The organism is Tunturibacter psychrotolerans, assembly GCF_040359615.1.
GTDB lineage: Bacteria > Acidobacteriota > Terriglobia > Terriglobales > Acidobacteriaceae > Edaphobacter > Edaphobacter psychrotolerans.
Genome location: NZ_CP132942.1, coordinates 2,021,772 through 2,035,013, shown reverse-complemented (window position 1 = coordinate 2,035,013; position 13,242 = coordinate 2,021,772). Strand labels below are relative to the sequence as shown.

Below are 13,242 nucleotides of genomic sequence, written 5' to 3'. Positions count from 1 at the left end.
GTGTTTCCGAGCCGACCCACGTCTCAGTGCTCTCCACCGGCGCTCATAACTTCGGGATGCGCCAGATCCTTATGCACATGCCACGGCACGCTTTCTATCGAGATTTCCGGATGCTTACGGAGGAAATCTAGAGAATAGGTAGGTGCGCCAGGGTCAATCTTTTTCGTGACGAACTTCGCGGATTGTTCCTTGGCCTTGTCCTTCATCCCGGCACGACGGTATAGCAGCGCAAGATTGTAATGCGCTGTCAGGTCATCCGGGTCAATCGCCTGCAACGCCTCAAACTGCTCCATCGCCTCCTGAGGCTTGCGTTGTTGATAGTAAGAGATCCCCAGCTCTCGACGAGCGTCTCGTGATTGGGGATACTGTGCCAGAACCTTCTTGAGATCTGCTACTTCAGCTTCGGAATTTCCTGCTCGCCGCTCCACCAACGCAAGGTAGTAAAGAGCCCGAGCGTTATTGGGACTGAGTTCCAGGGCCTTCTCAAGGCCTGCGCGAGCCGAAGCGTATTTCTCCCATTCGATATTTGTTAGGCCAATATTGGTGTAGCCGTCAGCATAATCCGGCCGCAACTTGACGACCTGTGAAAAGGCTTGAATCGCATCGCTGTACTGCAACTGATCGAGATAGGAAATGCCGAGGTTATTCCAACGCATCCAGTCAGCATTGTCTTTCGGATCGGGTGCGCTCACCGGATTCTCTCCAAGATTGAGTGTCCGGGATCGTGAAGCCAACTCAACAATCGGGTAGGCGACGTGATCTTCTCCGAAAACGTTGTTCAGATAGCTCTGGCGGAGATGTCGATAATTAACTCTGGCAGTAATTGTTACTGTCCCTTTCGCTTCGGATGGAATGCGAAACTCGTAACGAATGAGAGAGGAACGGCCCGCCTGAACCGTGTTGTCATACGCAACAGAATGGATCGTCCACACCTTGTGATTGTCGACGAACCCACCGTCCGTGTTGACCGGACGGTTCGTAAAGCTGTGCGCCCGCTCATCCAGCTTTCCATCTGGTTTGATGAAGCCGCTGTGGTAGATCTCCTTGCCACTAGAGTCGGTGACTACAAACTCTACCCAGGCCTCATACAGGTCGCGCACCTCTGGAATCAGCGAATGGCCGATATTTTTGTTCTGGATCACCGCCATCGCCTGCACGACATCACCCGGTGCGAGAGTGAACGCCGTCGAACCCAAGGGTGCGATTAGCTTGTCATCGTTCGCCTTGCGAATTGCGAACAGATCGACGTTTAGATAATTTCCAGTCTTCAGAAATTCGATCGTCTTCTCGAGCTGTCCATCAAACCCATAGTAGAAAGGAACAGCGGTATTGCCTGCAGTCCAACGGTGCGAGGCGAAGGTACCGTTCTTAGCGCCTGGCTCTGGCAGCGCATTCGATGCACGCTTCATATGGCAACCCTGGCAGCTAGTGAAATCGGCTTGATAAAAGGTGAGCGGATTTCGCTGCGAGAACTTAGAGTTTTGCCACTCGTCATACGCCGTGAATGCGCGGATCCATTTGTAATCGTTCAGCGGATTCGGCAAGTTAGCCTTATGGCAGGCGGAGCAAAACTCGGGCGTCCGGTAGAAGGTTTGCATCACCGCCTTCGAGTGCCTATCAAGATGAGCCAAAATCTCTGAATCAGGTACCAACCCGGGAATGCGTGTGCCATTTTCATCGACGAGCACGGCCGGTACACCCATCACATAGCCGCCGTTGCCAAGCGTCGACTGCAGTTTCTGCACCGAATGGCACGTAGTGCAAGTCAATCCATCCTGATCGAACTTGCGATCCACGATCGAACTCTGCGTTAGTCCCCCGCCGAGCACTGCAATCGGATTGTGACAGCTATCGCAGTGGCGCGAGAACTCAATTCCCTTGGTCCTAATCAGGATATTGACGCTAGTGCGATAAAACGGCGTTCGAAATGAGTTGGAGTGTAACGACTGCCGCCACTGGTGGTACGCCTCTTTATGGCAATGGCCACAGTAGTCGGCCGTAGGAAACGCATCTGGCTCGAGAAATGTGTCTCCAAGCACTGCTGCGTTTCCTGGAGTTGAAATATTCCCTTTGCCGAACGCAAAGTTGTACGTTTTGCCAACCTTCTCTGCGTATTCTTTGCGAACTGTAGCTTCGTCTGTGATCTTTTGCTGGGTATCGTTTTGATCCGAGTGCGCCTGAATCCGCGGAAGAAAGGCAAACACGCTTGCTGCCAGGAGCGCGCAAACCAAAGCGACGTACGCCACCCTTACGACAGCGAGGCGCCGTCGATTGCCGACCACCCACTCCATCCGCGTCTTGGCCCACTCCGAAAACGTCAGCATCGATTCCCAGCTTTCCTTTCGTCGGCTTACAAACTAAGTAGGTGCGAAAGGTTGATCGGAATTCTACTTACCTAGTGCACCTTTTGTCTGCTAGTTTCTGCGGCAGATTTCGTCCTCCCGGGTTCGTCCAGAAGACCGGGCACAACACCCTTTCCCTCTTGAATCGTGAAAAAGCGGTCAACCGATGGGATGACTATCTGTTCCACCAATCCGCTGGGCCAATGAATCTCAACAGCATCTACCTTGGTCGCATCGCCAATTCCGAAGTGTGGTCGCTGATCGTTGGAAGACTCATAGCTGCCACCACTTAGCACGTCTGCTCGTTGACGTATCCCACCCGCCGTCAGGTAGACCGCAGCGCCCACGGCATCTCGCGGACTCTTTGGACCTCCGATCAACTTCAAGCCAACCCAGTGATGGTTATCCGGATTAACATTTCTCATCAGCGAAGGCACATGGTCCATCGAATTGATGACAACGTCCACCTTACCGTCGTTGAACAGGTCGCCGAACGCGGCTCCCCGTCCCGGAATCACGTCCGCCAACCCGCTTCCAATCACCGCCGGTATCACCTCAAACTTCTTTCCCTTGTCGATGTTATGAAACAGGAGAGGACGCTGCGCGTAGGAAGTTCCCCAATCGTACTTATCCACCTGCGGATAGACATGTCCGTTGACCAGAAAGATGTCCTTCCAGCCATCGTTGTCATAGTCGATAAATTCAGTCGCCCAGGTCAGAAAAGGATACGTGACCTCTGCGATACCCATCTCCGGACTTATTTCAGTAAATCCCTGATCCCCACCATTTCTAAACAGAGGTTTGTAGTCATCCGAAAATGTTCCAGTGTAGAGATCGATCCACCCATTGTTGAGATAATCACCAACTGCTAGGCCCATGCCAGCCTGATCGCGTCCTTGCTGGTTCAATGCGAAACCAGAGTAGTAACTGGCATCTTCAAATGTTCCATCTCCGTTATTCATATAAAGATAGTTCGGCGACGAATCGTCGGTGACTACAAGATCGACCTTGCCGTCATTGTTGATATCGACAAACACCGCCGTAAAGCCGTAGTAGCGAGCTTTATCTGACACACCAGCCTTCTCGCTTACGTCGGTAAAGGTTCCATCCCCGTTGTTGTGAAAGAGGTGATCTCCCTCCCCTTGCAACCCGCGCGGCCCGCACAAAGTATTCACTCCGCGAAACTGACAGTAGACCATCCCAATAGCCTCCGATCCCGGATCAGGTGGATGGCTGATGTCGTAGTGGACGTACCCAGGAACAAAGAGGTCGAGCCGACCGTCCCCGTCGTAGTCTCCAAACGTCGCTCCAGTAGACCAATTCCCCAGCGTGACTCCTGCTTTTTCCGCTACGTCGGTGAACGTTCCGTCGTGATTGTTGTGATACAGCCGATTCTTGCCAAAGTTGGAGACGTAGATATCCGGCCAGCCATCGTTGTCGTAATCTCCCACCGCGACGCCATACCCCCAACGATCGTTTGTGACTCCGGCTTTGACGGAAACATCGGTAAATGTTCCATCGTGGTTGTTATGAAACAACGCTGCATGTGGAGGATCCGCCGTACCCTTCATCGCATCGTAGGTAGAGCCGTTCACCAAGTAGATATCGAGCCAGCCGTCATTGTCATAGTCCAGTAAGGCGACACCCGAGCCGGTTGTCTCCAGTATGTACTTCTTTTCAGGCGTCCCCATCACGTGATGCCAGCCAGTCAGGCCAGCTTGTTTAGCAATATCTTTGAAGATCACCGGCCCGTCTTTAACGAATCCCCCCGCAGTGATCGGACGCAACTCCGAATCCTTCACCGCAGCGAATACGCCCGCCGTCGCAGATCCGCCCTTGGGCACAGTTGGGGTAGGCAGGTCGGGAGTCTGGCTTGGCTTAGGCGTTTCCTGCGCCGTTGCAAATGATCCTGCTAACACCTCGCCCACCAAAACGCCTGAGAGAATTATTTTTTGAAGATATTTCATAACGTCGCTTGTTCTCGCCTCTGATTCAAAACGCATAACCCGCAGCAGCCACTGTGTCAGGGGTGGTATAGCCATATCCGAACGATACAGTTCCCACCCCGAAATCATCAGCTTTGTAATCGTTCGTGTCTATCCCTATTTCGCCTGCCTCGGTGTCGCGTCAAACACCGGTCCGCACCCCACAAGCCACAAAGTGAGATCTAGCCGCGAGGAAAGATACCATCAGTTAAATCGCGTCCTCCGCCAGAGGCTCCAACCTCCAACCATCAAACTCGCAACCAACACCACACTCAGAATCACGACCCAACGAAGGTCCATGGTCAGCGGCGGCACTACCGCTCGAACCCCCAACGTGACAAAGACTGCAATCGCAGTCAGAACAATGATGTAATCCCACCAGCGACGCCGCTCGTCCCTCCCGCCGAACTCATCTCCAGCCTGCGCCATTATCGTTCGTTGATAGTCCAAGCCGTATCGCCTGCACTCCCGCAGCACTGCCTCATTCGTCGAGTTCCCTTCCTTAGCCGAAGCCACCGCCGTGCTGATGGCCAGCGCCCCAAGGATCATGATCACCGACCCTCCAATCACCATCCATCGATGCTGCCTGTCAGCCTTCGCCAGTTCGCCAAACACCAGCGCACCCCACGCGAGCCCCCAAAGTTGATTGGTATTTGAAAGCGGAATCCCGCGCCCAATCCCCAGATACTTCGTCGCAAATTGCTGAAACAGGTCTCCGATCACCCACACAAACCCACCCAGGAAAAGCCAGAACAACGCTCCGGACACACGAAACAGTTGGAACGCCGACGAATGCAACCCTCCATCCAGAGCCAGCGTCAGCGCCAGCACCGTTCCCAACTCGCCCACCGTAAACACCGTCACAAATGAAAGCGGATTCATCCCGCTGAGATACGCCTTGCGATACGGAACGTACATCGTCCCCCACATTAGGCTCGCGCCCAACGCCGCAACGATTCCGCGAACAGCATGCCTTCCCATTGCCCCGCCGTGGATCGTGCTGAAACCCAGCATCACCGCGGCAATTACAATTGCAATCGCACCCAGCACAACCTTCGCAATATTTCTGCCGCTCGCGCCCTCCAACTCACGAAACAGCACGCGCCCCCAGAACAATCCAATCAGCGAGTTCGCATTCCACATCGGAAACGCCACCGCCAAACCCACGTCGCGAATCGCGAACACAGTCAGAGTATTCGCCACTGCCCACAACGCCCCTGCCAGCAGCGCCCAAACCATCAGGTGTTTCCTCTCCGCCAGATCCTCGAAGACATACCCCGTCCCCTTCAACAGAGTAGGAAAGGTCCATCGCGCCGTGAACACTCCGGCGACCATACACAACGAGATCGCAAACGGCGAAAACCCTGCATTCACCAACTTCGTTGGAGCCTCGGCCGCTCCCAACCAAACTCCAGCCGACAACCCGCAGACGACACCCAGGCCATGCAGCGACAAGCCCGTCTTTCCTGTCTCCTCTACGACCAATGCCATTCAACTCCCTCGATGCTTCCCTTCAGACCGGCCGTACTCTGCCGACTAATGCAACACTGCCAGCAAAACAATCCCCAACACAAGCACACACAGTGGAACCAGGAAATGACTGTCCGTAGCAATCGTCTTTATCTCTTTCGCAAAATTCAAAACAACCTCCAATCACCTGTCCATACTAAGCGGTCCCACCGAGCAAAGCCCTACATCCCCTTTACAACACGTAATAAAACCAACGAGACCACCACTTCCGATTCCTCCCGTTCAAAACTCTCCAGAGCGCTCTCCTCTAAATTTCGCTACATTGGTGTGCATGCTTCGAAAGCAGTTCTTCGCGATTCCGCTCCTCACCGCCAGTCTGGTGACGGGGTCCGCACGCGCCGAATCGCCCACCGCGCCTGCCCAAGCGGTCCTCCAACGTCTCATGCCGAACCTCGCACCACAGTTTCAATTAGCTCTCATTCCGAAACCCGACCACAAGGACTACTTCCGCGTCACCGGTACGCAAGGCCACATCCGCGTCGAAGCGGCCACCCGACCCACTCTCTTATATGGCGTCAACTGGTATTTGAAGTACGTCGCGCATCTACAAATCTCCCCAGACGGCTCTCAACTTGGCCCTCCCAACCTGTCGCTCCCCGCGCCCTCCGCCCCAATCGAAAAGCCAGCCCTCTACCCCTGGCGCTACGCCCTCAACGAGAACGTTGACGGTTACTCCGCACCTTACTGGGATCAACAGCGCTGGCAACATGAGATCGACATCCTCGCTCTAAGCGGCACCAATGCCATCCTCATCGAGCGTGGTATGGACCTAGTTCTCTACCAGACCTTCCGCGACGCCGGCTACTCCGACCAGGCCATCCGCAACTGGATCGTCCAGCCTGCGCATCAGAACTGGCAGCTCATGGGTAACATGTGTTGCTTCGAGGCTCCCATCTCGATGGAGCTCCTCGAGAAACGATCCCGCTCCGCGCAACAAATCATCGCCTCACTACGCAGCCTCGGCATCACTCCCGTTCTACCCGGATACTACGGCATTGTCCCCGCCGACTTCGCCTCGCTTCACCCCGGCGCTCACGTCATCACGCAAGGAGACTGGAACGGATTCACCCGCCCAGGCTGGCTCGATCCACGCGATCCAAACTTCAACAAACTCGCGGCGTCCTTCTACCGCCATCAGCACGCTCTCTATGGCGACTCCGCAATCTACGATATGGAGATCTTCCAGGAAGGCGGCGCAGCCGGCGACGTCCCCGTTCCCGAAGCCGCAAAAAAAGTACAGCAAGCCCTCATGCACGACCATCCCAACGCCCTGTGGATGCTCCTCGGCTGGCAACAGAATCCAACCCAGGAGCTGCTCTCTTCCCTCGACACCAGCCACGTCCTCATCGCCGAAATCGAACAAGGTCGCATTCCCCGTGAGGATCGTGACCGCGAGTTTCGTGGCGCCTCCTGGCTCTACGGCGGCCTGTGGGAGTTTGGCGGGCGCACCACCATGGGCGCGCCACTTTACGACTATGCCGTTCGCCTTCCCCAGATGGCCGCGCAACCCAACAGCCGCATCGTCGGCACCGCCATCTTCACCGAAGGCATGGACACCAACCCCTTCGCCTTCGATCTCTATACAGAGATGGCCTGGCACGCCAATCCAGTCACCCTCACCGAGTGGACCGACGCCTACGCAATCCGCCGCTACGGAGCGAACGATCCACACGCTCAAAGCGCCTGGCAGATCCTACTCAAAACCGCCTACGGCTATCGCGCCGATGGCAACACACAACACGGCGAGCGCGACGCCTCACAGGACTCCATTTTCAACGCCCAACCATCTCTAACGGCAACCCGCGCCGCCACCTGGTCGCCGGATGTGCTCCGTTACAACCCATCCGACTTTGCCCCCGCCCTCACCGAACTTTTGCTGGTCACCCCCGCACTCCGCTCCACAGAAACCTACCGCTACGACCTGGTAGACGTAGCCCGTCAGACCATGGCCAACGAAGGCCGCCGCCTCCTGCCCCTCATCAAGCAGGCCTACGACACGAAAGACAAGACCGCCTTCGCCACCCTCACAAAGCAGTGGCTCCGCGACATGGAGCTACAGAACCAGCTACTGCAAACCAGTCCATTCTTCCTTCTTGGCAAATGGCTCTCATTTGTCCCGCGGTGGGCCTCTTCACCCGAAGAGCTTGATCGTCTCAACTATGACGCCCGCTCCATCCTCACTACCTGGGGCGACCGCAAAGCCAGCGAATACGGCCTCCACGAGTACGGCAACCGCGACTGGGCCGGCCTGACGAGCGATTACTACATGGTTCGCTGGCAGATGTACTTCGACTCGCTCTCCACCGCGCTCAACACCGGAGAAGCTCCGAAGACCATCGATTGGTACGCCTTCGGCGATCAGTGGAATCACAGCCAGAAAGCCTACGACGCCACAGCGCACGGCGACTCCTATGATGCCGCCCTGGCAATTGCGCATACACTTCATCTAGCTCCCAATCAACAATCCGAGGCGCACCAGTAAACTATGACAACGATGAGCGCACCCTCCGAAACCCCCTGGCCATCCTTAACCGGCGCACGGCCCGCACGCCTCCTCTCGCTCGACTTCCTGCGGGGCCTCACCATCGCCTTCATGATCCTCGTCAACAACAACGGCGATGAACAGTTGGCCTACTGGCCACTCAAGCACGCGGCCTGGAATGGCTTCACTCCGACAGACCTCGTCTTCCCCACCTTCCTCTTCCTCGTCGGCATCTCGACCGTCTTCTCCACTGCCTCGCGACTCGCCCAAGGCGCCACGAAACAATCCCTCTTCCTCCACGTCCTGCGCCGCTCCATCACGCTCTACGTACTCGGCCTGCTCATACACGGCTTCCCTTTCTTCAATCTCCACACCATGCGCTTTTACGGCGTACTTCCACGCATCGCCATCTGCTACTTCATCATCGCCACGCTCTACATCCTGAGTCCCGGCTGGCGTAGCAAAGCAGCTCTCGCGATCGGCGCTCTAGCCGCTTATTGGATCCTCATGCGCTTCGTTCCCGTCCCTGGATACGGCGTCCCTACCCACGACATTCCCCTCCTCGATCGGGACGCGAACCTCACCGCATGGCTCGATCGTCAGCTATTTTCAGCTTCCCATCTCTACGAGCACACCCGTGATCCCGAGGGCCTTCTCAGCACGATCCCTGCCCTGGCCACCGCTCTCTTCGGAGTCGTCACCGGCATCTGGCTACGCACCCAGCGAACGCTCACACAGAAGATAACCGGCATCGCCATCGCTGGCATCAGCGGCATTCTGCTGGGCGGTCTCTGGAACATTACGTTCCCCATCAACAAAAAACTCTGGACCAGCTCCTACGCTCTCTTCGCCGCAGGCCTCAGCCTCTCCCTCCTGGCACTAAGCCTGTTCATCGTTGATCTACGAAGAACACCAGGCAAACAAGATCACTCGGGCGCCCTCAAACCCTTCTTCATCTTCGGAACCAACGCCATCGTCGCCTACGCCTTCTCGGAGTTGCTTGCAGCCCTCCTCTACAGCATTCACACGCATCCGGGCGTCACTTTGCAGCAATCGATCTTTCGCTCATTCCAACAGGTAGTTCCGAATGTGCCCTTCGCCTCCCTGCTCTACTCCATTGCATTCGTAGCCGTCTGCTGGCTCTTCGTCGCCGTACTCTACCGCCGCAAAATCTTTATCAAGATCTAACTCGCATGAAGTGCTTCAGCACAAAAGAACAGTTCGCCCAGCGACAGCGTCCCACGCTTCCGATATCGCGGACACCGCCACTCCATTTACAGTAAAAAGATGACGAAGGCGTCAAAGGTCGATCTGGTAGGCGTCGGGCTCAACGCCACCGACACCGTCATCCCTCTCACGGACTACCCCTCCCGCGGGTCCAAAGTTGAGTACCGCACCGCAACCGTACTACCAGGCGGACAAGTCGCGTCCACCGTCGTCGCCTGTCAGCGCTGGGGTATGAGCACTCGATACGTAGGAAAGCTAGGCGATGACGCCGCCGCCGCGCTCCACCGCGAAGCCTTCGCCCATGCAGGCGTTGAAACACAACTGATCACAGCCGCAGGCGCAGCCAGCCCGCAATCTCTCATCCTCGTCGATGCTGGCGGCGAGCGAACCGTCCTCTGCAGGCGCGACGAGCGCCTCATCCTCCAGCCCGCCGATCTCGACCGCGAATGGGTCGTCAACGCCCGAGCCCTTCACGTCGACGGCCACGACACCGCCGCCGCAACTCTCGCAGCCACATGGGCCCGCGCCGCCGATATCCCGGTCATCGCCGATCTCGATGAACTCTATCCAGGCGTCGAAGAACTCATCGCAAATGTCGACTACCTCGTCGTAAGCAGAGACTTCCCACGCCGTCTCATGACCGAGCCCAACTTGGAAAAAGCGCTGCAAAAAATCCAACACCACTACGGATGCGCTCTGGTAGCCGCCACACTAGGAGAAGAAGGCGTCGTAGGGTGGGACGGCAAACAACTTCACCACGCATCCGCCTATTGTGTCTCGGTAGTCGATACCACCGGAGCGGGCGATATCTTCCACGCGGGCTTCATCTACGGTCTCCTTCAAAATTGGCCTCTCGAGCGGCAACTCGACTTCGCCTGCGCCGCCGCAGCCTTGAACTGTACAGCCGTCGGAGCTAGAGGCGGCATTCAGCCGGTCGACAAAATCGAAAACTTGATGGCAAAAGGCACTCGGCACCTCTCAGCGCATGCTTCTAATCTCCAGGCTGAATCATTTCGATAAGCACGAAACAAGCCCCAAGAGGCATCACACCGCTCATGAACGGCTCTAATCCCACCTTCACTCCGCAACCCGATGTCGAGACCAACCGAGCCGCACACCAGGTCGCGATCGAAAAAGTCACCGGCCTCAACTCACATCACACCGAAGACATACTCGCCGTAGAAGAACCCCTCGAAATTCAGCTGGCCCACGGCCCACTCAACGCACGATCCCTAAAATCCATCTCCGTGACGATGCGCACACCAGGCCACGACTTCGACCTGGCAGCGGGCTTCCTCATGACCGAGGGCGTAGTGCGCGACCCAAACGACATCGACCAGATCGTCTACGCCGCCGGCAGCATCAGCGAAGTCGGCGCAACAAACCCAACACAAAGTTCGCTTCCCTATCAGCCCACCAAAAACGTTGTCCGCGTCGAACTCGCACCAGACGTCGTCGTCAGCCTCGCCAATCTTGAACGCAACTTCTACACAACCTCAAGCTGCGGCATCTGCGGCAAAGCCTCTCTTCTAGCGCTGCAAACGGTCTGCCCGCCGCGCCGCAAAAACGCCTTCGACATCGACGCCAGGATTCTCTACAAACTACCCGACCGCCTGCGCGAAGCCCAAAGCCTCTTCAATCGAACCGGAGGAATCCACGGCGCGGCCCTCTTCAATGCCGCGGGCAATCTCCTCGCCGCACGCGAAGATGTAGGCCGTCATAACGCTGTCGATAAACTCCTCGGCGCCGAATTTCTTGCCGACCGCACTCCCCTCCGCAACGCATTGCTTCTGCTCTCCGGCCGAGCCAGCTTCGAGCTCCTGCAAAAAGCACTCATGGGCGGAGTTCCCATGGTCGTCGCCGTAGGCGCCCCCTCCAGCCTCGCCGTACAAGTCGCAAAAGACTTCGATATCACCCTCATTGGCTTCCTTCGCGACAACCACTTCAACATCTACCACGGCGCAGAACACATCCTCGGGCACGCCTCGAACTAAAACGCCTCAAGCTAAGCGACACGCAAAAAAATGGGCCGCTGCGATCGTCTGCAGCGGCCCAAAAGCTTGCGCACTACATACCGCTTTGGTTCCCCGAATCAGGATGAACCACGCGGTAACTTGCTCCGCCTCGCGACCAGACCAACAGCAGCAAATCCTTCCCATCCGGATTCGCATGCGCCGCATTCACGAACTGCTCCGCCGAAGTCACCGGATGACGATCGACCTCAAGGATCACGTCGCCAGGAGCAAGGCTCGCATCGTCGGCCGGGCTGCCCGGGCGAACACTCTGAATCGCAACTCCCTGCACCTGCGAAGGAATATGCAGCTGTTGCCGCACATCCGGAGTTAGCTCTGCCACAGCAAGACCAAGCTTCGCTTTCTGCGGTGTCGCACCCTCACTATCGCTCGCTACTTCGGCCTCTTTGTGGAACTCGCCAACCTGCACCTTCACAGTCTGCTGCGAGCCATTGCGAATGATTCCCAGATCAATCGAAGTTCCCGGAGTATCCTCGCTCACCGCAACCTGGAGCGCGCCACCGTTCACGATCTTCTGTCCATTCAACTCGACGATCACGTCGCCATTCTTCAGCCCCGCACGCGCAGCAGGCGAGTCAGGCGTTATCTGCGCCACAATCGCACCCGTCGCATCCTTCAGGTTGAAGAAGCTCGCATTCTCAGGCGTCACATCGTTCATGCTGATACCGAGATACCCATGATGCACAGTGCCGGTCTTGATCAGCTGCTCCGCCGTCGTCCGCACAATCTGCGAAGGAATGGCAAACCCAGCACCGGCAAACGAACCACCATTCGAGATGATGAAAGTATTGATCCCCACCAGCTCGCCGCGCGCATTCACCAGCGGTCCACCAGAGTTGCCCGGATTGATCGCAGCATCCGTCTGAATATATCCACCCGGCTTCCGCGCATCATCGCGATAAGGATTCTGCCGATCCACCGCGCTTACAATTCCACGCGTCACCGAAAACTGAAAGTATCCAAACGGGCTGCCGAACGCCAAAACAGTCTGTCCCGGCTTCAGCTTCGTCGAATCACCCCACGCGATGCTCGGCAGATCATGCGCATCCACTTTGATCACCGCGAGATCAGTCAGCGGATCGTGCCCCACCAGCTTCGCCTTCAACACTCGCCGGTCATGCAGCGTCACGCGCATCTCCACCGCGCCATCGACCACGTGATTGTTGGTCACAATATATCCATCGGGCGAAATAATAATTCCGCTGCCAATCCCATGCTCAAGCTGCGGCTGTTGCGGACGCTGCTGCTGCATCATCCCTGGAGGCAGCTGCCCAAAGAACTGCTGAAGACCAGGCGGCAGGCTCTGTCCTTGCGGTCCCTGCTCCTGACCATCCTCCTGATCCTCACCAACCTGGTGCTCCGCCGAGCCACGCGACGTAACAGCAACGTTCACCACCGCAGGTGTAACCCGCGCCGCAACCGCCTCAACGGCATTATCCAAAGCAACCAGTGACGAAACACTGTTGTCATCCATCGGTGCCGGCGACGAGATCGGCGAGGAGATCATGGCCGCATGAACCCCATTGTGATGAACGAACATCCCAGCTGCCAACACGAGAGCCGCGGCAGCACCTGCAGGAACGGCAACCCGTCCCGCCTTACCTACTAATTTATTAGTTTCAAATGACATGATCGTTCCTCAA

General features: G+C 56.8%; 8 protein-coding genes. 4 read left to right on the top strand and 4 right to left on the bottom strand.

Annotation, left to right across the window (positions count from 1 at the left end):
* Positions 1–23 precede the first annotated feature (23 nt).
* From RBB77_RS08400 to RBB77_RS08390, 3 genes are all read right to left on the bottom strand, one after another.
* The gene (locus RBB77_RS08400; protein WP_353066408.1) at positions 24–2,324 is read right to left on the bottom strand and encodes a tetratricopeptide repeat protein; all 2,301 of its coding nucleotides are present in this window, start codon (positions 2,322–2,324) and stop codon (positions 24–26) included.
* 71 nt (positions 2,325–2,395) lie between these two features.
* Entirely contained in the window at positions 2,396–4,309 is a 1,914-nt protein-coding gene (locus RBB77_RS08395) for a CRTAC1 family protein (protein ID WP_353066407.1), read from the bottom strand.
* A 222-nt stretch (positions 4,310–4,531) separates the two neighbouring features.
* Positions 4,532–5,818, bottom strand: a complete 1,287-nt coding sequence (locus RBB77_RS08390) for a GRP family sugar transporter (protein WP_353066405.1) — start codon at positions 5,816–5,818, stop codon at positions 4,532–4,534.
* 310 nt (positions 5,819–6,128) lie between these two features.
* On the opposite strand from RBB77_RS08390, the gene RBB77_RS08385 reads away from it, so the two are divergent.
* From RBB77_RS08385 to fdhD, 4 genes are all read left to right on the top strand, one after another.
* Complete coding sequence (locus RBB77_RS08385) at positions 6,129–8,339, top strand: alpha-N-acetylglucosaminidase (protein WP_353066403.1); 2,211 nt, start codon at positions 6,129–6,131, stop codon at positions 8,337–8,339.
* 3 nt (positions 8,340–8,342) lie between these two features.
* Positions 8,343–9,527 carry an acyltransferase family protein gene (locus tag RBB77_RS08380; protein WP_353066401.1) on the top strand — a complete coding sequence of 395 codons (1,185 nt, stop codon included), beginning with the start codon at positions 8,343–8,345 and terminating at the stop codon, positions 9,525–9,527.
* A 99-nt stretch (positions 9,528–9,626) separates the two neighbouring features.
* The gene (locus tag RBB77_RS08375; protein ID WP_353066399.1) at positions 9,627–10,586 is read left to right on the top strand and encodes a carbohydrate kinase family protein; all 960 of its coding nucleotides are present in this window, start codon (positions 9,627–9,629) and stop codon (positions 10,584–10,586) included.
* A gap of 35 nt (positions 10,587–10,621) precedes the next feature.
* Entirely contained in the window at positions 10,622–11,560 is a 939-nt protein-coding gene (gene fdhD, locus RBB77_RS08370) for a formate dehydrogenase accessory sulfurtransferase FdhD (RefSeq protein WP_353066397.1), read from the top strand.
* Between the two features lie 73 nt (positions 11,561–11,633).
* Here fdhD and RBB77_RS08365 read toward each other — a convergent pair whose 3' ends face one another.
* Positions 11,634–13,229, bottom strand: a complete 1,596-nt coding sequence (locus tag RBB77_RS08365) for a Do family serine endopeptidase (RefSeq protein ID WP_353066395.1) — start codon at positions 13,227–13,229, stop codon at positions 11,634–11,636.
* Between the last annotated feature and the right edge of the window lie 13 nt (positions 13,230–13,242).